Annotated in this window: 20 protein-coding genes; 10 read left to right on the top strand and 10 right to left on the bottom strand. The window is 71.6% G+C overall.

What is annotated here, in order from left to right; translation table 11 throughout:
- Positions 1 to 15: 15 nt before the first annotated feature.
- Complete coding sequence (locus CP969_RS21420; protein WP_026084993.1) at positions 16 to 2,355, bottom strand: transglycosylase domain-containing protein; 2,340 nt, start codon at positions 2,353 to 2,355, stop codon at positions 16 to 18.
- Positions 2,356 to 2,772: 417 nt separating this feature from the next.
- Between CP969_RS21420 and wblA the strand changes: the two genes are divergently transcribed.
- Complete coding sequence (wblA, locus tag CP969_RS21430) at positions 2,773 to 3,108, top strand: transcriptional regulator WblA (protein WP_016825254.1); 336 nt, start codon at positions 2,773 to 2,775, stop codon at positions 3,106 to 3,108.
- A 109-nt stretch (positions 3,109 to 3,217) separates the two neighbouring features.
- Here the strand turns inward: wblA and CP969_RS21435 are convergent, their stop codons facing one another.
- Together CP969_RS21435 and CP969_RS21440 are read right to left on the bottom strand one after the other, a co-directional pair.
- On the bottom strand, positions 3,218 to 4,684 hold the full coding sequence (locus CP969_RS21435; RefSeq protein ID WP_004985224.1) for an ATPase BagB: 1,467 nt from the start codon (positions 4,682 to 4,684) through the stop codon (positions 3,218 to 3,220).
- A gap of 190 nt (positions 4,685 to 4,874) precedes the next feature.
- Positions 4,875 to 5,852, bottom strand: coding sequence for an ATPase BagA (locus CP969_RS21440; RefSeq protein ID WP_016825253.1), 978 nt, complete (start codon positions 5,850 to 5,852; stop codon positions 4,875 to 4,877).
- A gap of 141 nt (positions 5,853 to 5,993) precedes the next feature.
- Between CP969_RS21440 and CP969_RS21445 the strand changes: the two genes are divergently transcribed.
- From CP969_RS21445 to CP969_RS21460, 4 genes are all read left to right on the top strand, one after another.
- Positions 5,994 to 6,155 carry a DUF4177 domain-containing protein gene (locus CP969_RS21445; RefSeq protein WP_003975360.1) on the top strand — a complete coding sequence of 54 codons (162 nt, stop codon included), beginning with the start codon at positions 5,994 to 5,996 and terminating at the stop codon, positions 6,153 to 6,155.
- Complete coding sequence (locus CP969_RS21450; protein WP_004985215.1) at positions 6,152 to 6,619, top strand: RidA family protein; 468 nt, start codon at positions 6,152 to 6,154, stop codon at positions 6,617 to 6,619. The genes CP969_RS21445 and CP969_RS21450 overlap by 4 nt, the downstream gene beginning before the upstream one ends.
- A 316-nt stretch (positions 6,620 to 6,935) precedes the next feature.
- Positions 6,936 to 7,817 (top strand): NUDIX hydrolase, encoded by an 882-nt coding sequence (locus CP969_RS21455; RefSeq protein ID WP_004985213.1) that lies wholly within the window; start codon positions 6,936 to 6,938, stop codon positions 7,815 to 7,817.
- On the top strand, positions 7,814 to 8,644 hold the full coding sequence (locus CP969_RS21460; protein ID WP_004985210.1) for an MBL fold metallo-hydrolase: 831 nt from the start codon (positions 7,814 to 7,816) through the stop codon (positions 8,642 to 8,644). Before CP969_RS21455 ends, CP969_RS21460 begins: the two co-directional genes overlap by 4 nt.
- A 114-nt stretch (positions 8,645 to 8,758) precedes the next feature.
- Here CP969_RS21460 and CP969_RS21465 read toward each other — a convergent pair whose 3' ends face one another.
- Complete coding sequence (locus tag CP969_RS21465; protein WP_004985207.1) at positions 8,759 to 9,433, bottom strand: Crp/Fnr family transcriptional regulator; 675 nt, start codon at positions 9,431 to 9,433, stop codon at positions 8,759 to 8,761.
- Between the two features lie 335 nt (positions 9,434 to 9,768).
- Between CP969_RS21465 and nth the strand changes: the two genes are divergently transcribed.
- The 3 genes from nth to CP969_RS21480 all read left to right on the top strand — a co-directional run bounded on the left by nth (position 9,769) and on the right by CP969_RS21480 (position 12,976).
- Positions 9,769 to 10,848, top strand: coding sequence for an endonuclease III (gene nth, locus CP969_RS21470; RefSeq protein WP_016825252.1), 1,080 nt, complete (start codon positions 9,769 to 9,771; stop codon positions 10,846 to 10,848).
- 103 nt (positions 10,849 to 10,951) lie between these two features.
- Positions 10,952 to 11,659, top strand: a complete 708-nt coding sequence (locus CP969_RS21475) for an NUDIX hydrolase (protein WP_039831559.1) — start codon at positions 10,952 to 10,954, stop codon at positions 11,657 to 11,659.
- Positions 11,660 to 11,776: 117 nt separating this feature from the next.
- Positions 11,777 to 12,976: a MarP family serine protease gene (locus tag CP969_RS21480; protein WP_016825250.1), complete on the top strand. Its 1,200-nt coding sequence runs from the start codon at positions 11,777 to 11,779 to the stop codon at positions 12,974 to 12,976.
- A gap of 132 nt (positions 12,977 to 13,108) precedes the next feature.
- Here the strand turns inward: CP969_RS21480 and CP969_RS33930 are convergent, their stop codons facing one another.
- The 5 genes from CP969_RS33930 to acs form a co-directional block, all read right to left on the bottom strand.
- Positions 13,109 to 13,291, bottom strand: a complete 183-nt coding sequence (locus CP969_RS33930; RefSeq protein WP_078495378.1) for a hypothetical protein — start codon at positions 13,289 to 13,291, stop codon at positions 13,109 to 13,111.
- Positions 13,292 to 13,476: 185 nt separating this feature from the next.
- A complete protein-coding gene (locus CP969_RS21490) occupies positions 13,477 to 14,442 on the bottom strand; it encodes an alpha/beta fold hydrolase (protein ID WP_004985196.1) in 966 nt (321 codons plus the stop codon).
- The gene (locus CP969_RS21495; RefSeq protein WP_004985194.1) at positions 14,439 to 14,927 is read right to left on the bottom strand and encodes a phage holin family protein; all 489 of its coding nucleotides are present in this window, start codon (positions 14,925 to 14,927) and stop codon (positions 14,439 to 14,441) included. Before CP969_RS21495 ends, CP969_RS21490 begins: the two co-directional genes overlap by 4 nt.
- A 140-nt stretch (positions 14,928 to 15,067) precedes the next feature.
- Positions 15,068 to 16,498, bottom strand: coding sequence for a Na+/H+ antiporter NhaA (nhaA, locus tag CP969_RS21500; RefSeq protein ID WP_016825248.1), 1,431 nt, complete (start codon positions 16,496 to 16,498; stop codon positions 15,068 to 15,070).
- A 239-nt stretch (positions 16,499 to 16,737) separates the two neighbouring features.
- Positions 16,738 to 18,696: an acetate--CoA ligase gene (acs, locus tag CP969_RS21505; protein ID WP_016825247.1), complete on the bottom strand. Its 1,959-nt coding sequence runs from the start codon at positions 18,694 to 18,696 to the stop codon at positions 16,738 to 16,740.
- A gap of 597 nt (positions 18,697 to 19,293) precedes the next feature.
- Between acs and CP969_RS21510 the strand changes: the two genes are divergently transcribed.
- Entirely contained in the window at positions 19,294 to 20,568 is a 1,275-nt protein-coding gene (locus CP969_RS21510; protein WP_016825246.1) for a polysaccharide deacetylase family protein, read from the top strand.
- A 3-nt stretch (positions 20,569 to 20,571) separates the two neighbouring features.
- On the opposite strand, the gene CP969_RS21515 is transcribed toward CP969_RS21510, so the two are convergent.
- Positions 20,572 to 21,552, bottom strand: coding sequence for an ATP-binding protein (locus CP969_RS21515; RefSeq protein ID WP_039831557.1), 981 nt, complete (start codon positions 21,550 to 21,552; stop codon positions 20,572 to 20,574).
- Between the two features lie 101 nt (positions 21,553 to 21,653).
- On the opposite strand from CP969_RS21515, the gene CP969_RS21520 reads away from it, so the two are divergent.
- Positions 21,654 to 22,478, top strand: a complete 825-nt coding sequence (locus CP969_RS21520) for a Fic family protein (RefSeq protein ID WP_016825244.1) — start codon at positions 21,654 to 21,656, stop codon at positions 22,476 to 22,478.
- Positions 22,479 to 22,624: the final 146 nt, after the last annotated feature.

The raw sequence follows: 22,624 nt of genomic DNA on the forward strand, positions 1-22,624 counted from the left end.
CGGGGCCGGCCGGGCTCACTGGCGTCCCCCGGGGCCGTTGCCCGGACCCTGGAGGAAGCCCTCCGGGATGGAGAACGTCGGGTCCGGCTCGGTGCCTCCCGTGCTGCCGCCGTTGTCGCCGTTGCCCCCGTCGCCGCCGCCGATCAGGCCGGCGATGAGACCGTCACCGCCGTTGCCGCCGTTGCCGCCGTTGCCGTTGTTGCCGCCGTTGCCATTGTCGCCGTTGTTGCCGTCGTCGCCGCGACCGCCGCCGTCACCGCGGTCGCCGTCGCCGCGGTCACGGTCTTCGTCCGGGATGTGCACGAGGTTGAAGGGCGGGGCGTCCTTGCCCGCCAGGGCGCCGGACATGGCGTCCTTCCAGATGGGGCCCGGGACCTCACCGCCGAAGACGAGCGGGCGGTAGACGCCGCCGATCGTGATGTTGCGCATCTTGACCTTCTGGCTGGCGCTGCCGACCCAGACGGCTCCCGACATGTTCGGCGTGTAGCCGACGAACCAGGCGTTCCGCCGCTCGTCCGTGGTACCCGTCTTGCCCGCGCTCTCCCGGTCGGAGAGGCCGGCCTGCTTGCCCGTACCGGAGTCGACCACACCGCGCAGCAGGGTGTTGATGGAGTCCGCGGTCTTCTCCGACATCGCCCGTCGGCACGTCGACTTCGGCACCTCGAGCGACTTCTGCTGCCCCTCGATCTTCTGCGTGATCGACTCGATCGCGATCGGCGTGCAGTACATGCCCCGGTTGGCGAAGGCGGCGTACGCGCTCGCCATCGTGAGGGGCGACATACCGGTGGAACCGAGGGTCATCGACGAGGGGACCGCGGGGATCTTCTCCCCGTTGCCCTGGACCACGCCGAGCTTGTCGGCCAGGTTCACCACGGGGCACATGCCGATGTCCTCGATCATCTGCACGAAGTAGGTGTTGACCGACTTGGCCATCGCCTCCTTGAGCGCGTACGGCCCCACCTCGGCCTCGTTCTCGTTCTCGAGCCGGTAGTTCCCGTCGTTCACCCAGGGCTTGTCGCACCCGCGCACGGTCTGCGGGTAGGGCATCTCGTACGGGGAGGAGTAGGACTGCGTGGGCGGTTTGCCCTCCTCCAGCGCGGCGGCGGCCACGAACGGCTTGAACGTCGAACCGGTCGGGAAGCCGAAGTTGGAACCGCCCATGGCGGCGTCGACCGAGTAGTTGTACTCCGTCTCGTTCTTGCCGTAGCCCAGCGGCTTCGACTGGCCCATCGCGACGATCTTGCCGGTGCTGGGCTCGACCAGGGTGGCCGCCGCCGCGACCTTGTCGGCCTGGTTGACGTGGTTCTTGAGCGCCCTCTGCACCGACTCCTGCGCCTGCGGGTCGAGCGTCGTGCGGATGGTCAGCCCGCCCTGGTTCCAGATCTTCGCCCGGTCCTCCCGGGTCTTGCCGAAGACCGGGTCGTGCAGGAACACCTCGCGCACGTAGTCGCAGAAGAATCCCGCGTCCTTGACCGCCGTGATGCAGCCGTTCTTCGGCTTGCTGACGTTCAGTCCCAGCGGGGCCGCCGCGGCCTCGGCGGCCTGCTCCTCGGAGATGTCGCCGACCTCGGCCATCCGCTGGAGGACGACGTTGCGCCGCTTCTTCGCCTCCGCCTCGTCGTTGACCGGGTCGTAGCGGCTCGGGGACTGGACGAGGCCGGCGAGGAGGGCGGACTCCTGGAGGTTGAGGTCCTTGGCCGACTTGGAGAAGTAGCGCCGGGCGGCGGCCTCCACGCCGTAGGCCTGCTGGCCGAAGAACGTGATGTTCAGGTAGTTCTCGAGGATCTTCTTCTTGCCCAGCTCCTCCTCGACCTGGATCGCGTACTTCAGTTCGCGGATCTTGCGGCCGATCGTCTGCTGGGTGGCCTGCGCGACCTTCGTGGGGTCGTCGCCGGCCTCCTCGACGAAGACGTTCTTGACGTACTGCTGGGTGAGCGTGGAGGCGCCCTCGGAGACCCCGCCGCTGCGGGCGTTCTTGTTGAGCGCGCGCAGCACGCCCTTCAGGTCGACCGCGCCGTGCTCGTAGAACCGCGAGTCCTCGATCGCGACGATCGCCTTCTGCAGGTACGGCGAGATGTCCTTGAGGTCGACCACCGTGCGGTCACGCGAGTAGACGGTGGCGATCTGGCCGCCGGCGGCGTCGAGGATCGTGGTGCGCTGGCTCAGCGGTGGCGTCTTGAGGTTGGCCGGGAGCTCGTCGAAGCTCTCGACCGATCCCTTGGCCGCCAGCCCCAGCGCGCCCACGGCGGGCAGAGCGATGCCGGCCATGACGGCCCCTGCGAGGACACTGACACCGAGGAACTTGGCGGCCTGCTGCGTTGGCGACAGACCACCGCCCGAGCGCTTCTTTGGCATGGGAGCAGCCTACGTTCTCATTCGCCGGACAAGCGTAAAGGCCTTGGCCTAAGCTGCTCTCAACTGTCACAGCAGTGGGGCCACGTATCAATACGTCCGGCGACCCCGAATCGTTCCGGGCCCTCTCGACTTTCTCGACCTGGGTGGGTGGGTCCGTGTCCGGATCCGCCTCGTGTGTCACGTGGTGCCCGTTGTGACGCAACGGAACTGACCTGGAATGCCGGGATTGTCGCGCATGTCGTCACCTCACTCCCCCGGGTGATCTGCCGCTTACCCATAGTCCGTTCGGACCATTCAAGATTGGGCCCGCTGGGGGTGTTGCGCTGTGTCCACCTTCCGTAACGTCCTCAACTGGCGGCGGTGAATATGCCGCTGCCGCCGTGGGGGAGCCTCGATTCGGGAGAGGACGGCGCCGGTATGGGCTGGGTTACCGACTGGAGTGCGCAGGCTGCCTGCCGCACTACCGATCCGGATGAACTGTTCGTTCAGGGAGCAGCGCAGAACAGGGCCAAGGCGGTGTGCACCGGATGCCCGGTACGCACCGAGTGTCTGGCCGACGCGCTGGACAACCGCGTCGAGTTCGGTGTGTGGGGAGGAATGACGGAGCGTGAGCGCCGCGCACTGCTGCGCCGGCGGCCGACCGTGACCTCCTGGCGCAGGCTGCTGGAGACCGCGCGCACGGAGTACGAGCGGGGCACGGGTGTGGTGCCTCTCGACGACGAGGTGTACGAGAGCTATGCGGCGGTGAGCTGAGGGCTCCTCAGGGGTCCTCGGTCGACCCGCGGGGGTCCCTGGTCCGGCTCCGCGGAGCCCTCGGCCCGGTCCTGCCTGCCGCGGTTCTCCCGGCTGTCCGGCGAATGCGTCAGGCGGTCGTCCCGGGCGTCTCCGGCAGCTCCGGCCGGTCGGCCGCGAGCCGGTCGCCGATGTCCCGCAGCCCTGCCAGGTCGTGCACGTCGCCGGGCAGCGCGGCCACTTCCGTCACCGCCACCTCGGGGTGGAGCGCGGTGAAGCGGTCACGTGTGCGCTGCTCGCGTGCGAGCAGGTGCATCCGCTCGGCGTGCAGCCTCAACAGGCCCGCGGTGAGCCGGTCGACGGACCGCTGCTCCGCGTCGTCGGCTCCGGTGTCGGTGTCGTCCGTGGCGGCGGGGGAGCCTCCGTCGGGGGCGTCCCGAACCGGTGTTCTCGGTGTTCCTGCATCGTGGGCCGGCGCTGCGGGAGCGGGAGGGTCCGCGGTGGGAGGGTCCGCGGTGGGAGAGCCTGCAGCGGGAGAGTCTGAACTGCCGTACGTTTCGGGAGAGTTACGAAGTCCAGCTTTCCCTTCCTCCTGATCCACAATGCGGGAGTCCTCAAGATTTTCCGCGGCGGCGAGTGCCCGCTCGGCCGACAGCCGGACCGCATCGCTGCCGTGGACCCGGTTGAGCACCAGGCCGGCCAGCGGCATGTTCTCCGCGGCCAGCCGTTCCACGAAGTACGCGGCCTCGCGCAGCGCGTCCCGCTCCGGGGCCGCCACCACCAGGAACGCCGTCCCCGGCGCCTGGAGCAGCTGGTACGTGGCGTCCGCGCGGGTGCGGAACCCGCCGAACATCGAGTCCATCGCGGCCACGAACGTCTGCACGTCCCTCAGCAGCTGCCCGCCGAGCAGCTTGCCCAGGACACCGGTCATCATCGACATGCCGGCGTTCAGGAACTTCATCCCCGCGCGGCCGCCGACCTTCGCCGGGGCCAGCAGGACGCGGATGAGCTTGCCGTCGAGGAAGGACCCGAGCCGCTTGGGCGCGTCCAGGAAGTCCAGCGCGGAGCGCGAGGGCGGGGTGTCGACGACGATGAGGTCCCACTCGTCCCGGGACCGCAGCTGGCCCAGCTTCTCCATCGCCATGTACTCCTGCGTGCCCGCGAAGCCCGCCGAGAGCGACTGGTAGAAGGGGTTGCCCAGGATCGCGGCGGCCCGCTCGGGGTCCGCGTGCGCCTCGACGATCTCGTCGAAGGTGCGCTTCATGTCGAGCATCATCGCGTGCAGCTCGCCGCCGGCGGAGTCGTCGATGCCCTTCACCCGGCGCGGGATGTTGTCGAGCGAGTCGATGCCCATGGACTGGGCGAGCCGGCGGGCCGGGTCGATGGTGAGGACGACCACCTTGCGTCCCCGCTCGGCCGCGCGCAGGCCCAGCGCCGCGGCGGTGGTCGTCTTGCCGACCCCGCCCGAGCCGCAGCACACCACGATCCGGGTGCCCGGATCGTCGATCAGTGGATCGATGTCGAGCGTGCGCGTGGGGGAAAGATGGTGGCGGGCGGCCGGGTCGTGCGCCTGCGCCGGTTCCGGACGACGACTCATGACATCCTCTGCTTCCCCTGTTTCCGGTGCTGACGGCTCGTGGCGGGGGTGGTACGGCGGCTCGTGGCGGGGGTGGTGCGGCGGTTCGGGGCGGGCCGGGGACCGCGCGGCCCGCCGGGGCGGACGGGACGGGGGCCGCACGCCGGGCCGGGCCGGGCGGAACGGGCCCCGGCCGTGCGGGCGCGGTCCGTCATGACACGTCCTGCTCGCGGAGTTCCCTGGCCAGCGCGTACAGGCCGGCCAGGTCCATGCCCTCCGCGAGCAGCGGGAGCTCGTGCAGCGGCAGGTCGAGGTCCGCCAGCACGGCACGCTGTTCGGTCTCCAGCTCGTACCGCTCGGCGTACTCCTCGGCCTGCGCGAGCAACGGGTCCACCAGCTGCTCGGCGTGTCCACCGCGCCGCGCCCCGCCGAGGCCGGCGGACGACAGTGCCCGCGCGACGGAGGAACGCCGGACCGACCCCACGAGTTCCAGGTCGGCCGCGTCCAGCACCCCGGGCCGCACCATGTTCACGATGACCCGCCCCACCGGCAGCCGTGCCGCCCGCAGCTCGGAGATGCCGTCCGCGGTCTCCTGGACCGGCATCTCCTCCAGGAGGGTCACCAGGTGCACGGCCGTCTCCGGCGACTTCAGCACCCGCATCACGGCCTGGGCCTGATGGTGTATCGGGCCGATCTTGGCGAGTCCGGCGACCTCGTCGTTGACGTTGAGGAAACGGGTGATGCGTCCGGTCGGCGGGGCGTCCATCACGACGTAGTCGTAGACGAACCGCCCGTCCTTCTCCTTGCGCCGCACCGCCTCGCACGCCTTGCCGGTCAGCAGGACGTCCCGCACGCCGGGCGCGATGGTGGTGGCGAAATCTATCGCGCCGAGCTTTCTCAGGGCCCGTCCGGCGCTCCCCAGTTTGTAGAACATCTGGAGGTACTCCAGAAGAGCCAGTTCGGGATCGATGGCGAGGGCGTACACCTCGCCGCCTCCCGGTGCGATGGCGATCTTCCGCTCCTCGTACGGCAGCGCCTCCGTCTCGAAGAGTTGTGCGATGCCCTGGCGGCCCTCGACCTCGACGAGGAGCGTCCGCTTCCCCGCCGTGGCCAGGGCCAGCGCGAGGGCCGCGGCCACCGTGGTCTTGCCGGTTCCGCCCTTGCCACTGACGACCTGGAGCCTGCTCACGCCTTCGAGCCTAATTCCTTCCCGCGCGCCCCGGCGGCTCCGGGTGGCGGTTGCCGGGATTCGCGTCCCGGTGCGCGGCGGCGGACCACGCGGTCGCGGCCGCCGCCGGGACCGGGGGCGGCAGCGGCTAGAGTCGGCCGCATGACCAAGTGGGAATACGCGACTGTGCCGCTGCTCGTCCACGCCACGAAGCAGATCCTGGACACCTGGGGCGAGGACGGCTGGGAGCTCGTCCAGGTCGTGCCCGGGCCCAACAACCCCGAGCAGCTGGTGGCCTACCTCAAGCGGGAGAAGCAGGCATGAGCGCCGTCGAGGCGAAACTGGCCGAGCTGGGGCTGAGCCTGCCCGAGGTCGTCCCGCCGCTGGCCGCGTACCAGCCGGCCGTGCGGTCGGGGCGGTACGTCTACACCGCCGGCCAGCTCCCGCTGGTGGACGGCCATCTCCCGGTGACCGGCAAGGTCGGCGCGGAGGTCACGGCGGAGGAGGCGAAGGAGCTGGCGCGCGTCTGCGCGCTGAACGCCCTCGCGGCGGTCAAGTCCGTCGCCGGTGACCTGGACCGCGTCGCGCGCGTGGTGAAGGTCGTCGGCTTCGTCGCCTCCGCCCCGGACTTCACGGGGCAGCCGGCCGTCCTCAACGGCGCGAGCGAGCTGCTGGGCGAGGTCCTCGGCGACAAGGGCGTGCACGCGCGCAGCGCGGTGGGCGTCGCGGTGCTGCCGCTGGACGCACCGGTCGAGGTCGAGGTCCAGGTGGAGCTCACGGAGGCGTAGGCCTCCGGCGGACGGCGCGCGGTACCGGTCGGCCGGTACCGCGCCGCCAGGACGGTGGGGGCGGCGGGGACGCGTCCGCCCCGCCTGCCGCCGTACCGTCCCCTCTGCCGCCGTACCGTTCCCTCCTGCCGTCGCGCCCTCGTTCCTGCCGTCGCGTCGGCCCTCCTGACGTCGCGCCGTCCCTTCCTGCTGTTGTGCTGCTCCCGCTGTTGTGCTGCCGTTCCCGCCGTCGCGCCGAGCGGGGTGCCGGGGCGGCCTCCTGCTCCCGTCCCGATGGGCACTCGAACATCTGCCCGTCACGGGATAGCCTCCGGCCATGGCGAATGTGCAGGCCGGTGGGCAGTGGTACCCGCCGGAATGGCCGGACCGGATCCGTGCGCTCGCGGACGGCACGCTCACACCGGTCGCGCCGAGACGCGCGGCCACCGTCATGCTGCTCAAGGACACCGGCGACGAGCCTGCCGTGTACATGCTGCGCCGACGTGCCTCCATGGCCTTCGCCGGCGGTGCGTACGCCTACCCCGGCGGCGGTGTCGACCCGCGTGACGACGACCGTCACGTCCGCTGGGCGGGCCCCGCGCGCGGCTGGTGGGCCCGGCGGCTCGGCGTCGACGAGGCGGAGGCCCAGGCGATCGTGTGCGCGGCCGTGCGGGAGACGTACGAGGAGGCCGGCGTCCTGCTCGCCGGCCCGACCCCCGACTCCGTGGTCGGCGACACCACGGGCGAGGACTGGGAGGCGGACCGTGCCGCGCTGGTCGCGCGGGAGACCTCCTTCGCGGAGTTCCTCGACCGCCGCGGGCTGGTCCTGCGCTCGGACCTGCTCGGCGCCTGGACGCGCTGGATCACCCCCGAGTTCGAGCCGCGCCGCTACGACACCTGGTTCTTCGTCGCCGCGCTCCCCGAGGGACAGCGCACCCGCAACGCCTCCACGGAGGCCGACCGCACGGTGTGGATCGCCCCGCGTGAGGCGGCCGCCGCGTACGACCGCGGCGAGCTGCTGATGATGCCGCCGACCATCGCGACCCTGCGCCAGCTGACGGCGTACGCGACGGTGGCCCGGGCGCTCGACGCGGCGCCCGCGCGCGATCTCACGCCGGTGCTGGCCACCGCGCGCCCGGAGGAGGGCGGGATCGTGCTCTCCTGGCCGGGGCACGACGAGTTCACCCAACGCATCCCGACCGGTGGAGCACCCGTATGACGGACGCAGCAGCCCTTCCCGGCCGGCCGAGGGGCGGGGACCTCTCCGGCCGGGCCACCCCGCGCGCCGTCAACGTCCTGGCCCCCAACGCCTCGGCGATGACCCTGGACGGCACCAACACCTGGATCCTGGCGGAACCGGGCTCCGGCCTCGCGGTCGTGGTCGACCCCGGCCCGCTGGACGAGGGGCACCTGCGGCACGTCGTCGACACGGCCGAGCGGGCCGGACAGCGCGTCGCCCTCACCCTGCTGACGCACGGTCACCCCGACCACGCCGAGGGCGCCGCCCGGTTCGCCGAGCTGACCGGCACGAAGGTGCGGGCGCTGGACCCGGCGCTGCGGCTCGGCGACGAGGGGCTGGCCGCCGGTGACGTCGTCACCGTCGGGGGCCTGGAGCTGAGGGTCGTGCCGACCCCCGGCCACACCGCCGACTCCCTCTCCTTCCACCTCCCGGCCGACCGGGCCGTCCTCACCGGGGACACCGTCCTGGGCCGCGGCACGACCGTGGTGGCCCATCCCGACGGCCGCCTCGGCGACTACCTGGACAGCCTGCGCCGTCTGCGCTCCCTCACCGTCGACGACGGCGTCCACACGGTCCTGCCCGGCCACGGACCCGTCCTGGAGGACGCCCAGGGTGCCGTCGAGTACTACCTCGCCCACCGCGCCCACCGCCTCGCCCAGGTCGAGACGGCCGTCGAGAACGGCCACCGCACCCCGTCCGAGGTCGTCGCCCACGTCTACGCCGACGTCGACCCCTCCCTGTGGCCCGCCGCGGAGCTGTCCGTACGGGCCCAACTGGAGTACCTGCGGGGGCACGGGCTCATCTAGGGCCGGCCGTGGCCCGGCGGGCCCTCGGGTCGTCCGGGCGCGGGGGACCGGACACGACGGAGCCCCGCCTTCCGGGAAGGCGGGGCTCGGGCCCGTGAGGAGTCGGGGCGGGTGTCAGCGGGAGCGCTTCGCGAGGCGCTCGACGTCCAGGAGGATCACCGCACGGGCCTCCAGACGGAGCCAGCCGCGCTGGGCGAAGTCCGCCAGGGCCTTGTTGACCGTCTCGCGGGACGCGCCGACCAGCTGGGCCAGTTCCTCCTGCGTGAGGTCGTGCACGACGTGGATGCCCTCCTCCGACTGCACGCCGAAGCGGCGGGAGAGGTCGAGCAGGGCGCGCGCGACACGGCCCGGGACGTCCGAGAACACCAGGTCCGACATGGCGTCGTTGGTCTTGCGCAGCCGTCGTGCCACCGCCCGCAGCAGCGCCGTGGCCACCTCGGGGCGGGCGCTCAGCCAGGGCTGGAGGTCTCCGTGGCCGAGGCCGAGCAGCTTCACCTCGGTGAGCGCCGTGGCGGTCGCGGTGCGCGGGCCCGGGTCGAAGAGCGACAGTTCGCCGATCAGTTCGCCGGGGCCGACGACGGCGAGCATGTTCTCGCGGCCGTCGGGGGAGGTGCGGTGGAGTTTCACCTTGCCCTCGGTGACCACGTACAGCCGGTCGCCGGGGTCGCCCTCGTGGAACAGGGAGTCGCCCCGTGCCAGGGTCACCTCACTCATGGAGGCGCGAAGCTCCGCGGCCTGCTCGTCATCGAGCGCCGCGAAGAGCGGGTTCCGCCGCAGAACGTCGTCCACGAGTTCTCTCCTTGTCGACCTGCTCAGGGGATCTTGTTCCCCCACGTACCAGGGGACCGTGGTGCCCATTTTGCCGGACGGTCCAAACAGTGTGATCTGTCACAAGGATGCCGCACGGGCCTGTCGGGGTAAGCGGCAGGGGTCCAATTGGACCCCGATCTCCGGGGCCCGGGGCGGATGTCGACGCCGGGTCGTAGGCTGGCCGGGTGTCCAAATCGCCGGTGAGAGCACAGGCCGAGGGGGCTGCGCGGATGAGGGTACGACGTGATTCCGCTGTGGGCGAACAGGACCCCGATGGCGGTAGGAAAACGGCGGAAGCGACAAAGGGGACGCCGGTGAAGGAGGAGCCGACGGCCCGCGCGAAGGGCGCGGCCGAGGAGAAACCCGAGCCGGCGGGCGAGGCCGCCGCCGGAGGGACCGGGTCTGCCGGGAAGACCGCGCCCGCCGAGAAGGCCGCGGCCGGGCCCGCGGGGAAGAAGAAGGCGGCGGCGAGGAAGCCGGCGTCCGCGGGCAGGGCGACAGCCGGGAAGTCCGCCCCCGTCAGGAGGGCCCGGGCTGCCGAGAAGCCCCTCGCCGCACCGGAGAAGGGCACCGCCGCCGTGAAGGACGCCCCGGCGAGGACCGTCGCCGGGCCGGCCGGGAACGAGTCGCGCACCGCGCTCGTCCGCCGCGCCCGCCGCATCAACCGCGAGCTCGCCGAGGTGTACCCGTACGCGCACCCCGAGCTGGACTTCGAGAACCCCTTCCAACTCGTCGTCGCCACGGTGCTCTCGGCCCAGACCACCGACCTGCGCGTCAACCAGACGACCCCCGCCCTCTTCGCGAAGTACCCCACCCCCGAGGACCTGGCCGCGGCCAACCCCGAGGAGGTGGAGGAGATCCTGCGCCCCACCGGGTTCTTCCGGGCCAAGACCAAGTCGGTGATCGGGCTCTCCAAGGTGCTGGTGGAGGAGTTCGGCGGCGAGGTGCCGGGCCGGCTCGAGGACCTCGTGAAGCTGCCCGGCGTCGGCCGCAAGACCGCCTTCGTCGTGCTCGGCAACGCCTTCGGCCGCCCCGGCATCACCGTGGACACGCACTTCCAGCGCCTGGTCCGCCGCTGGCGCTGGACCGAGGAGACCGACCCCGACAAGATCGAGGCCGCGGTCGGCGCGCTGTTCCCCAAGAGCGACTGGACCGACCTTTCGCACCACGTGATCTGGCACGGCCGCCGCATCTGCCACGCCCGCAAGCCCGCCTGCGGCGCCTGCCCCATCGCCCCGCTCTGCCCGGCGTACGGCGAGGGCGAGACGGACCCGGAGAAGGCGAAGAAGCTGCTGAAGTACGAGAAGGGCGGCTTCCCGGGCCAGCGTCTGAAGCCCCCGCAGGCCTACCTGGACGCCGGCGGCCGGCCGGCCCCGCCGCTGGGGGCCGGATGACGGGGCGGCGCGCACGGCCGCGGCCCGCGGAACGATCTCGGGGACGCCGGGCGTTGGACCCGTGAGGCGCGGTGTGGGACGGGACAGGACGGCGGGGGTGGCGATGACGAGAGCGGGCGACACGGCGAGCGGCACCCGGAGCGGTCGGGTGACGCTCGGCAAGGAAGACCTGCCCGCCTGGCTGGACCCGGTGGTCCACGCGGCGGCGACGGTGGCGCCGAGGCAGCTCAGCCGCTTCCTGCCCCCGGAGGACGGCGCGGGGCGCCAGTCCGCCGTCCTCGTCCTGTTCGGCGAGGGCGAGCGCGGCCCGGAGCTGCTGCTCATGGAGCGGGCGAGTTCGCTGCGCTCGCACGCGGGCCAGCCGTCCTTCCCCGGCGGTGCCCTCGACCCCGAGGACGGCGACCCGCAGGGCGACGGGCCGCTGCGGGCCGCGCTGCGCGAGGCCGAGGAGGAGACCGGGCTCGACCCGTCCGGCGTCCAGCTCTTCGACGTCCTGCCCAAGCTCTACATCCCGGTCAGCGGCTTCGTCGTCACGCCCGTGCTGGGCTGGTGGCGCGTGCCCAGCCCGGTCGGCGTGGTGGATCCGAAGGAGACCGCCCGGGTCTTCACGGTCCCCGTGGCGGATCTCACCGATCCGGCCAACCGGGCGACCGCGGTCCATCCCCGCGGCCACCGCGGCCCGGCATTCCTGGTCGAATCGACCCTGGTGTGGGGCTTCACGGCCGGGGTCATCGACCGGCTGCTGCACTTCGCCGGATGGGAGCGCCCCTGGGACCGCGACCGGCAGGTCCCGCTGGACTGGGGGGCATGACAGGGTGGGCGCCGTGCCGTGCGCTCCGGGGACCGATGACGACGGCGGTTCGCGCCGCCCGCCTCCGGACTCCGGCCGAGCGGGAGCGACCGGAACGACGAGGCGAGGCGTGAAGCGGTGAACGTGCTGGACATCCTGTTGCTGGTCGCCGCCGTCTGGTTCGCGGTCGTCGGCTACCGCCAGGGGTTCGTCGTCGGCATCCTGTCGGTGATCGGGTTCCTGGGCGGCGGTCTGGCCGCCGTGTACACGCTGCCCGTGCTGTGGGACGTCCTGACGGACAACTCCGAGGTCAGCACGGCCGCCGCGGTCGTCGCGGTCGTCGTGGTCATCGTCTGCGCCTCCGTCGGGCAGGCCCTGACCACCCACCTCGGCAACAAGCTGCGCCGCTACATCACCTGGTCCCCGGCCCGCGCGCTGGACGCCACCGGCGGCGCCCTGGTCAACGTCGTCGCGATGCTCCTGGTCGCCTGGCTGATCGGCTCGGCCCTCGCCGGTACGACGCTGCCGACGCTCGGCAAGGAGGTCCGCAGCTCCAAGGTGCTGCTCGGGGTCTCCCGGGCGCTGCCCGACCAGGCCGACACCTGGTTCGCCGACTTCTCCTCCGTCCTCGCGCAGAACGGCTTCCCGCAGGTCTTCAGCCCGTTCGCCAGCGAGCCGATCACCGACGTCCGGCCCCCGGACCCGGCCCTCGCGAACAGCGCCGTGGCGATCCGCGCCCAGCGCTCCATCGTCAAGGTCACGGGCACCGCCCTCGACTGCGGCAAGGTCCTGGAGGGCACCGGCTTCGTCTTCGACGACCGCCGCGTGATGACCAACGCGCACGTCGTGGGCGGTGTCGACGAGCCGGTCGTGCAGATAGGCGGCGAGGGCAGGAAGTACGACGCGACGATCGTCCTCTACGACTGGAAGCGCGACATCGCCGTTCTCGACGTCCCCGACCTGAAGGCGCCCGCGCTGCGCTTCACCACCGAGGACGCGCGCACCGGCGTCGGCGCGATCGTCGCCGGTTTCCCGGAGAACGGGGCGTACGACGTCCGTCCCGCGCGCGTGCGGGGGCGCATCACGGCCAACGGTCCGGACATCTACCACCGGGGCACGGTCCGCCGTGACGTGTACTCCCTCTACGCGACCGTCCGTCAGGGCAACTCCGGCGGCCCGCTGCTGACCCCCGAGGGCAGGGTCTACGGCGTGGTCTTCGCGAAGTCCCTGGACGACGCGGAGACCGGGTACGCGCTCACCGTGGACGAGATCCAGGAGGACATCACCAAGGGCCGCACCGCGAACCAGCAGGTGGACAGCGACAGCTGTGCCCTCTAGGCCCTCCGGGGACGCGGCGGGTCCCGCGGGAAACACGGAGTATCCCGCGGGAAACACGACGGAGCCCCGCGGGAAACGTGGAGGAGTCCTGCGGACGGCCGGTGGACGCAGGCCGTCCGGGCGGACGTCCGGTCAGCCGCGCGGGTGGCGCAGACGGACCGAGACCCAGCGGGCCCGGCGGCGGAGGATGTGTGGAATGCCCACCCTGAGGTCCGTACCTGCCATCTGCGGTGCACCGCCTCGCTGGTGGGAACCCATACCGCCCGCCGAGCGGCGAGTGCGGCGTGCGTCACTGTAGTCGTGCGTCCAGCCCATACCCCGACGTCTGCCCCCGCCCCATGGTCGATAACCGCTTCGTGGGCACTCAATTGGCCTATGCGCCGGGCAAGTGGCCGTTCGTGGAACGGGTGTTCGGACGTGTGTGCCGGGGCGCCGTCGACGCGTGCGCCGGCGGCGACACCGGGACGGCGGCGCGGGCGGCACCGGGAGCGTCCGCCCGGTCACCGGTCCGGTTCGGGATCCTTCAGCCAGTTGACCAGTTCGGTCGAGAAGGCGACCGGGTCCTCCTCGTGCGGGAAGTGCCCGAGGCCGTCGAACAGCCGCCAGCGGTACGGCGCTTCGACGTACTGCCCGGACCCGGCGGCACTGCGCGTGCGCACCACGGGGTCCAGCGAGCCGTGCAGGTGCAGCGTCGGCACCCGCACCGGCCGCTTCATCCGGCGGTTGAACTGGAAACCGTCCGGGCGGGCCAGGGAGCGCACCATCCAGCGGTACGGCTCGATCGAGCAGTGCGCCGTGGAGGGGATGCACATGGCCCGCCGGTAGGTGGCCAGCGCTTCCTCGTCCGGCAGCCGCGGCCCGGACCAGTCCCGGATGAGCTCGGCCACCAGCGCCCCGTCGTCCGCGGTGAGCCGGCGCTCGGGGATCCAGGGCCGCTGGAATCCCCAGATGTGCGACAGGGCGGCCGACTGCCTGGCGTCGGAGAGCATCGCCGACCGCCAGCGCCGCGGGTGCGGCATGGACACGACCGCCAGGCGCCGTACGAGCTTGGGGCGCATCGCCGCCGCCGTCCACGCCAGGTAGCCGCCCAGGTCGTGGCCGACCAGCGCGGCGTCCGGCTCCCCGAGGGAGCGGACCACCCCGGTGATGTCCAGCGCGAGGTTGGCCGGGTCGTAACCGCGCGGTGTGCGGTCGCTGCCGCCGACGCCCCGCAGGTCCATGGCGACGGCCCGGAACCCGGCGTCGGCGAGCGCCGTCAGCTGGTGCCGCCAGGTCCACCAGAACTGCGGGAAGCCGTGCAGCAGCAGCACCAGCGGGCCGTCGCCCAGTTCCGCGATGTGGAAGCGGGCGCCGTTGGCGGCGACGTCCCGGTGGGTCACCTCGGCACCACCGGGGATGTCGAGGCGTACGACCGAGGTGGGTTGCGCCGGAGGGGATTGCCCCGAAGGGACGAAGGAGCCCGTCATGAGGACGAGCGTGCCACAGCCTCGATGGCCGGGGGGACCCGGTCCTCCGGCAGCTCGGGGCGCGGGTGCGGCTTGGCCTTCTGCAGCACGCCCGCCGTCTCCTTCATCGAGGCGGCGACCTTCTGCGGCCCCTGGCCCTTCTTGGCCTTCTTCGCGAAGACGACGCCGATCAGCGCGAGGGCCGCCGCGACCAGCACGTTCGCCGCGAAGGAGAGGAGGAAGCAGAGCGCGAGGTTCCAGCCGCTCCAGGTGCGGATGCCGTAGGCCAGGGCGAAGTTCAGCATCGGCAGGGAGAACAGGAGCAGCACGCCGGCCGCCGTGAACGCGCCGCCGCTGGTGGCGCCCCGCTTGACGTCCTGCTTGAGCTGCGCCTTCGCCAGCGCGATCTCGTCGTGCACCAGCGCCGACATGTCCGCCGTCGCCGAGGCGAACAGCTGGCCGATGCTGCGTTCGGCGCCGACCGGGCTGCCGTCGGGTGCGCTCATCGCGGTCTCCCTCTTCTGCGTACTTCTGTGTGCCTGCACGTACGGTTCAGTCTGCCGTCCGACGGTCCGTGTCCGGCCGCTTGCCTCCGGTTGTCCGGGTGCGACTGCCGTGGTTCTGTCTTTTGTACCGTCTCGTCAGATCATGCCGGACCGTCGTGGTCCTCGCCTGCCCTGCCCGGCACTTCGGCAAGCCCGTCCCGCTCGTAGGCCTTCTCCCGGGCGAGTCGCCGGTGCTCGGCGGCCTTGCGCTCGTGGATCTCCGCCATGCGCAGGTGGTACGCCGGGTCGTCCTGCTCGTAGACGTCCGGGACGCCGCTGAGGTCCTCGTCGCGCTCCTCCTCCTCGGCCAGCTTGCGGTACTTGGCGTTCCGTACCTTCAGCAGCACCGTCGCGAGGACGGCGGCGATCAGCGAGCCGGTCAGCACGGCGGCCTTGACGCTGTCGGTCATCGCCGCGTCGCCTTCGAAGGCCAGTTCGCCGATGAGCAGCGAGACGGTGAAACCGATCCCGGCGAGGGCCGACACGGCGAACACGTCCGCCCAGGCGAGGTCCTCGCTGAGCGAGGCCCGGGTGAAACGGGCCGTCAGCCAGGTGCCGCCGAAGATGCCGAACATCTTGCCGACGACGAGTCCGAGCACGACGCCGAGCGTCTCGGGCTGGGCGAACACGTCCACGAGCGCGCCGCCGGAGACGGCCACGCCCGCGCTGAACAGCGCGAACAGCGGGACCGCGAGACCCGCCGAGAACGGCCGGACGAGGTGCTCGATGTGCTCGCCGGGGGACTGCTCCTCGCCCTCGCGGCGGTGGCAGCGCAGCATCAGGCCCATGGCGACACCGGCGATGGTGGCGTGGATGCCGCTGTTGTACATCAGCCCCCACACGACGAGCGCGAGCGGGACGTACACGTACCAGCCGCGCACGCCCTTGCGCAGCAGCAGCCAGAAGACGGCCAGGCCCGCGACCGCGCCGCCGAGCGCGGCGAAGTTCAGGTCGGAGGTGAAGAAGACCGCGATGATCAGGATCGCGAACAGGTCGTCGACGACGGCGAGGGTGAGCAGGAAGGCGCGCAGCGCGCTCGGCAGGGAGGTGCCGATGACGGCGAGCACGGCGAGGGCGAAGGCGATGTCGGTGGCGGTGGGCACGGCCCAGCCGGCCAGCGAGCCGCCCCCGGCGGTGGTGGTGAGCGTGTAGACGAGCGCCGGCGCGGCCATGCCGCACAGGGCGGCGACGACCGGCAGCGCGGCCGCCTTGGGGTCGCGCAGGTCGCCCGCGACGAGTTCACGCTTGAGTTCGACCCCGGCGACGAAGAAGAAGACCGCCAGCAGTCCGTCGGCGGCCCAGTGCGCGACCGACAGGTTCAGCCCGAGGGCCTCGGGGCCGAGGTGGAAGTGGCTGACGCTTTCGTAGCTGTCGCGCAGCGCGGGTACGTTCGCCCAGATCAGCGCGGTGACGGCGGCGAAGAGGAGCAGTACACCGCCGACGGTCTCGGTGCGCAGGGCGTCCGCGACGAACGTCCGCTCGGGCAGGGAGAGACGTCCGAGAGCCTTGCGGGGGGTGCGGGGCGCGGTCACAGGTGGATCCTCAGGTTGTCGGGTAGCACGAATCGCGTGCCGACCAGACTTCCCGGCGCTCCATGAGACGGTTCTTACCGTTTAGCTTACCTAACGTGCTCCTGGGCCGCACCGGAAGATCCCTGGTCACGTCCCCCACGCACGTTCCCCGCACGCCGCACGGGGCATCCGGCACGTGTCGGATGCCCCGTCGGGCGGTGATCGGTCGGGGACCGGTCCGGTGACCGGCCCGCGCCCGCTCAGTCCTCGCTGGGCGTCTGGGGCAGCTTGGACTGGATGAGATCCATGACGGTGGAGTCGGTCAGCGTGGTGACGTCTCCCAGCTGACGGTTCTCCGCGACGTCGCGCAGCAGCCGGCGCATGATCTTGCCGGAGCGGGTCTTCGGCAGCTCGGCCACCGGCAGGATCCGCTTGGGCTTGGCGATCGGGCCGAGCGTGGCGCCCACGTGGCCGCGCAACTCGGCGACCAGGTCGTCGGTCTCCGCCGCCGTACCGCGCAGGATCACGAAGGCGACGATCGCCTGGCCGGTCGTCTCGTCCGCCGCGCCGACCACGGCCGCCTCGGCGACCGACGGGTGGGAGACGAGGGCGGACTCGACCTCGGTGGTGGAGATGTTGTGGCCGGACACGAGCATGACGTCGTCGACCCGGCCGAGCAGCCAGATGTCGCCGTCGTCGTCCTTCTTGGCGCCGTCACCCGCGAAGTACTTGCCCTCGAACCGCGACCAGTAGGTGTCGATGAACCGCTGGTCGTCGCCCCAGATGGTGCGCAGCATCGACGGCCACGGCTCGGTGATCACCAGGTAGCCACCGCCGCCGTTGGGCACCTCGTTCGCCTCGTCGTCGACGACGGTCGCCTCGATGCCGGGCAGCGGGGTCTGGGCGGAGCCCGGCTTGGCCGCGGTCACACCCGGCAGCGGCGAGACCATGATGCCGCCGGTCTCGGTCTGCCACCAGGTGTCCACCACCGGGGTGCGGTCCGCGCCGATGTTCTTGCGGTACCAGATCCACGCCTCGGGGTTGATCGGCTCGCCGACGGAGCCGAGGACCCGCAGCGAGGACAGGTCGAACTTCGCGGGGACGTCGTCGCCCCACTTCATGAACGTCCGGATCGCGGTGGGCGCGGTGTAGAGGATCGTCACGCCGTACTTCTGCACGATCTCCCAGAAGCGTCCCTGGTGCGGGGTGTCCGGCGTGCCCTCGTACATGACCTGGGTGGCGCCGTTGGCGAGCGGGCCGTAGACGATGTACGAGTGCCCGGTGACCCAGCCGACGTCGGCCGTGCACCAGTACACGTCGGTCTCCGGCTTGAGGTCGAAGACGGCCCAGTGCGTGTACGCCGTCTGGGTGAGGTAGCCGCCGGAGGTGTGCAGGATGCCCTTCGGCTTACCCGTCGTGCCCGAGGTGTAGAGGATGAACAGCGGCTGCTCGGCCCCGAACGCCTCCGGGGTGTGCTCGGTGCTCTGCCGCCCGACCATGTCGTGCCACCACACGTCGCGGCCCTCGGTCCAGGCGACGTCCTGGCCGGTGCGGCGGACGACGAGGACGTGCTCGACGTGCTCCACGCGCCCGACGGCCTCGTCCACGGCCGGCTTGAGCGCGGAGGGCTTGCCGCGCCGGTAGCCGCCGTCAGCGGTGATGACGACCTTGGCGTCGGCGTCCTGGATGCGGGTCGCGAGGGCGTCCGCGGAGAAGCCGCCGAAGACGACGGAGTGCGCGGCACCGATGCGGGCGCAGGCCAGCATCGCGATCGCCGTCTCCGGGATCATCGGCATGTAGACGGCGACCCGGTCGCCCTTGCGGACCCCCAGCTCGAGCAGGGCGTTGGCGGCCTGGGAGACCTCGTCCTTGAGCTGGGCGTAGGTGAGGGAGCGGCTGTCGCCCGGCTCGCCCTCGAAGTGGATGGCGACCCGGTCGCCGTGGCCGGCCTCGACGTGCCGGTCGACGCAGTTGTAGGCGACGTTGAGCTCGCCGTCCGCGAACCACTTGGCGAACGGTGGATTCGACCAGTCGAGGGTCTCCGTGGGCTCCTTGGCCCAGGTCAGTCGGCGGGCCTGCTCGGCCCAGAAGCCGAGCCTGTCAGCCTTGGCCTGTTCATACGCCTCTGCCGTGACGTTGGCGTTCGCGGCCAGGTCGGCGGGGGGCGTGAAGCGACGCTCCTCCTTCAGCAGGTTGGAGAGGGAAGAATTCTCGCTCATCGTCCCGCCCCCTCCTTCAGAAGGTTGGCCAGGCTTTCATTGCTCACGGCATCTGCCTTTCCCGGAGTGTCCGTTGTGTCCCAGACCACAGCTCATCAGACCTGGAGTGCGCTGACAAGGGCCGACGGCAAAATGGTTTAGACCTATCGGGTGGAGGTGGACCGCCGTCCGTCGTCCCGGTCAACCGTTCCCACGGACACCGGAGCAAGCCGGTTCAAGGGGTGTAACGCCTCTCACACCCGTACGGGCCCCCTCGCGCCGCCGGACTCCGGGGACGGGCCGGTTCGCCGCGCGCCAGAAGGGCGGCGCCGTGCTGGAACGTGCTGGCGCCCCGCACCCGTGCGGCACGGCGTGGAGCGGTGGGGTGCGTCAACGGTCCGTAAGTGAGCCGTAATTAAGAGTGAAGGTCGAGTCGGGGCTTTCTGTGCAAATGGGCGAGGTGATCATCCTCGCGAGTGAAGCGGTCATTTCATCGGCTTGTCGTACTTATTCCTTCTCGGTTCCGTGCGACGTTGGCGGCGCCGTCGGCCCGGAGCGGCACGGCACCAGACATCGCCCCCATCGGGGCCGGTCCGAGAGAAGGAAGAAGGTGGGCGGATGGCCGCCACCCACAGGATCGCCGCGGGCACCGTGGTCGCCGCGGTGTGCGTCGCCTCGCTCGCCGGCTGCGGAGCCGGAGCCGACGGCACCGGCGAGCGGGAGAGGAGCCGGGAGAAGGCCGAACCGGCTCCCGGGCCGAAGAGCGTCGTCCGGCTGATCGGCGACGGCTCCACCGCGTACACCGGGGCGCAGCCGCACCTGCCCCGGCCCGAACGGCTGGAGCCGGGCGAGAAGCCGCCGCAGTTCGTCGTCTTCTCCTGGGACGGAGCGGGCGAGGACAGCCAGAAGCTCTTCTCCCGCTTCCGCGAGGTCGCCAGGAAGAACGACGCGACCATGACGTACTTCCTGAGCGGTGTGTACCTGCTCCCGGAGGAGAAGCGCGACCTGTACCACCCGCCGCGGCACTCCCCGGGCCGCTCCGACATCGGCTTCAACGACCGGCAGGGCATCGCCGACACCGTGCAGCAACTGCGCCTGGCCTGGCTGGAGGGCAACGAGATCGGCACCCACTTCAACGGGCACTTCTGCGGCAGCGGCGGTGGGGTCGGCGAGTGGTCGGTGGCGGAGTGGAAGGACGAGATCCGCCAGGCCAAACGCTTCGTGAAGACCTGGAAGACCAACACCGGCCTGAAGGACGCGGCTCCGCTGCCCTTCGACTACGACGAGGAGCTCATCGGCGCCCGCACCCCGTGCCTGGAGGGCCAGGAGAACTTCATGGAGGCAGCCCGCGACCTGGGCTTCCGCTACGACACCAGCGGCGTCAACCCCCAGGTGTGGCCGAAGAGGAAGCAGGGCCTGTGGGACCTGTCGCTGCAGCTCGTGCCCTTCCCCGGGCACTCCTTCGAGCAGCTCGCCATGGACTACAACTTCATGGTCAACCAGTCCGGCACCGCCACCCAGGGCGACCCGGCCCAGCACGAGCGGTGGGGCGACCAGATGCGGGACGGTCTGCTCCAGGGGTTCGAGCGGGCCTACCGGGGCAACCGCGCACCCCTGATCATCGGCAACCACTTCGAGTCCTGGAACGGCGGCACCTACATGCGGGCCGTCGAGGAGGTCGTCGAGACGGTGTGCACCAAGTCCGAGGTGCGCTGCGTCTCCTTCCGGCAGCTCGTGGACTGGCTGGACGCCCAGGACCCGAAGACGCTGGCGAAGCTGCGCACCCTGGACGTCGGCGAGGCCCCGCAGCAGGGCTGGAAGTCCTTCCTGTCCGCCGCCCCCGCCCCGGCGCCCAAGGGGGCGCCCGGGGCGCCGGCGAAGAAGAAGCGGTGAGGGTCAGACGGGCGTCGTAGCCCTCTCGCCGAGCACGAAGTCCGGGTCGACCTGCGCCGCCAGGTCGACCCCGGTGCGCTCGTCGCCCCACGACCGGGCGTTCTTCAGGTGGAAGTGCACCATCTGGCGGGTGTAGCGCTCCTCGTCGCGCAGCCGGTACGTCACGTCGGCGGTGGTGTGCAGCAGGCGCAGGGCACGGCGGTTCGGTTCCTCCAGGAGGGAGAAGCGGGGCGGCCGGCCCTTCTCCATGGCCCGGACCCAGTCCGAGTGCCCCACCGTCACGAGCAGGTCGTCCCCGACCTCCGCACGGAGGAAGTCGAGGTCGTCCGGGCCCTGCACCTTGTTGCCGACGACCTTCAGGGTCACTCCGAAGTCGCGGGCGTACTCCTTGTACTGGCGGTAGACGGAAACCCCCTTCCGGGTCGGCTCGGCCACGAGGAACGTGACGTCGAAGCGGGTGAACATGCCGGAGGCGAAGGAGTCCGAGCCGGCCGTCATGTCCACCACGACGTACTCGCCGGGGCCGTCCACCAGGTGGTTCAGGCACAGCTCCACCGCTCCGGTCTTGGAGTGGTAGCAGGCGACCCCCAGGTCGGCGTCGGTGAAGGGGCCGGTGACCATCAGACGGACGGTCCCGCCGTCGAGTTCCACCGGCCGTGCGCAGGCGTCGTAGACCGGGTTGTCCTCGCACACCCGCAGCAGCCGGGAGCCCGCGCCGGGCGGTGTCGTCTTGATCATCGTCTCGGCGGACGCGATGCGCGGGTTGGTGCCGCGCAGGTAGTCCTTGATCAGCGGCAGGTGCTCGCCCATCGCGGGCAGCGCGGCCGCCTCCGCCTCGTCGAGGCCCAGCGCGGCTCCCAGGTGCTGGTTGATGTCGGCGTCGACCGCGACGACCGGGGCACCCTCGGCCGCGAGGTGACGGATGAACAGGGAGGACAGGGTCGTCTTTCCGCTGCCGCCCTTCCCAACGAAAGCAATTTTCATGTTCACCAAGCGTAGTGGATCAATGGCTGCGGGTGAGGGGTGGGCGTGAAGAAGACCACTCCAACGTGGGGCCGGTGCCCGGGGTGCGTAGGGTCGTACTCATGAGTACGAGAGGCGCTACCGCCGACCCCCTCGCGGCCCTGGGCTCCCTGCCCGGCGTGGCCGACTCCGTGGAGTCCGTGCGCAAGGCCGTGGACCGGGTCTACGGACACCGGGTCATGCGGCGGCGCAGCAACGAGATCACCTCCGAGGCGGCGCTGCGCGGCGCCCGCGGCTCGGCGGCGCTCTCGGGCGCCGACTGGGCCCTGGAGGAGGTGCGCCGGCGCAGCGACTTCAGCGGTGACGCCGAGGCGCGCACGATGGGCGCGGCCCTGCGCCTGACCGCCGAGGCGGGCCAGCTGCTGTCGATCTGGCGGCAGTCGCCCCTGAGGGTGCTGGCCAGGCTGCACCTGGTGGCGGCGGCCGACAAGGCCGAGCGGGTCGGGCGGCCCCGGCAGGAGGGCGAGCCGGTCGACGAGCCCCTGATCGGGCTCGGGCTGCCGAGCGCGGCGGAGGCGCACGGCCGGCTGGAAGGGCTCTCCGAGCTCGTCATCGCGGGCGGTTCCGCCCCGGCGCTGGTGACGGCCGCCGTCGTCCACGGCGAGCTCCTCGCCCTGCGCCCCTTCGTCTCCCACAACGGCCTGGTCGCACGGACGGCCGAACGGATCGTCCTGATCGGCAGCGGCCTCGACCCGAAGGCGGTCTGCCCGGCCGAGGTGGGCCACGCCGAACTGGGGCGCGAGGCCTATCTGGCGGCCCTGGAGGGCTATGTCTCCGGCACGCCCGAGGGCGTGGCGGCCTGGATCGTCCACTGCGGGCGCGCGATCGAACTCGGGGCGCGCGAGTCGACGGCGGTGTGCGAGGCGCTCCAGCGGGGAGCGGCGTGACGCGCGCACGGGATGTGACGCGCACGCGGTGACGCGCGTACGGAATGCGGCATGCACGCGATGCGGCACGCATGCGGGGTGAGAAGGAAAAGGGCCCGTGCGGGCGGACAGAAATGCGGCGGTACGAGTTCTCGTACCGCCGCTGG

The organism is Streptomyces viridosporus T7A (genome assembly GCF_008704515.1).
In the GTDB taxonomy this organism is placed as follows: Bacteria; Actinomycetota; Actinomycetes; order Streptomycetales; family Streptomycetaceae; genus Streptomyces; species Streptomyces viridosporus.

Bases quoted from the DNA above. Each gene is read 5' to 3' on its own strand.
- CP969_RS21420 (WP_026084993.1), bottom strand. From the start codon at position 2,355: ATGCCAAAGAAGCGCTCGGGCGGTGGTCTGTCGCCAACGCAGCAGGCC.
- wblA (WP_016825254.1), top strand. From the start codon at position 2,773: ATGGGCTGGGTTACCGACTGGAGTGCGCAGGCTGCCTGCCGCACTACC.
- CP969_RS21435 (WP_004985224.1), bottom strand. From the start codon at position 4,684: ATGAGTCGTCGTCCGGAACCGGCGCAGGCGCACGACCCGGCCGCCCGC.
- CP969_RS21445 (WP_003975360.1), top strand. From the start codon at position 5,994: ATGACCAAGTGGGAATACGCGACTGTGCCGCTGCTCGTCCACGCCACG.
- CP969_RS21450 (WP_004985215.1), top strand. From the start codon at position 6,152: ATGAGCGCCGTCGAGGCGAAACTGGCCGAGCTGGGGCTGAGCCTGCCC.
- CP969_RS21455 (WP_004985213.1), top strand. From the start codon at position 6,936: ATGGCGAATGTGCAGGCCGGTGGGCAGTGGTACCCGCCGGAATGGCCG.
- CP969_RS21460 (WP_004985210.1), top strand. From the start codon at position 7,814: ATGACGGACGCAGCAGCCCTTCCCGGCCGGCCGAGGGGCGGGGACCTC.
- CP969_RS21475 (WP_039831559.1), top strand. From the start codon at position 10,952: ATGACGAGAGCGGGCGACACGGCGAGCGGCACCCGGAGCGGTCGGGTG.
- CP969_RS33930 (WP_078495378.1), bottom strand. From the start codon at position 13,291: ATGGGCTGGACGCACGACTACAGTGACGCACGCCGCACTCGCCGCTCG.
- CP969_RS21490 (WP_004985196.1), bottom strand. From the start codon at position 14,442: ATGACGGGCTCCTTCGTCCCTTCGGGGCAATCCCCTCCGGCGCAACCC.
- CP969_RS21495 (WP_004985194.1), bottom strand. From the start codon at position 14,927: ATGAGCGCACCCGACGGCAGCCCGGTCGGCGCCGAACGCAGCATCGGC.
- acs (WP_016825247.1), bottom strand. From the start codon at position 18,696: ATGAGCGAGAATTCTTCCCTCTCCAACCTGCTGAAGGAGGAGCGTCGC.
- CP969_RS21510 (WP_016825246.1), top strand. From the start codon at position 19,294: ATGGCCGCCACCCACAGGATCGCCGCGGGCACCGTGGTCGCCGCGGTG.
- CP969_RS21515 (WP_039831557.1), bottom strand. From the start codon at position 21,552: ATGAAAATTGCTTTCGTTGGGAAGGGCGGCAGCGGAAAGACGACCCTG.
- CP969_RS21520 (WP_016825244.1), top strand. From the start codon at position 21,654: ATGAGTACGAGAGGCGCTACCGCCGACCCCCTCGCGGCCCTGGGCTCC.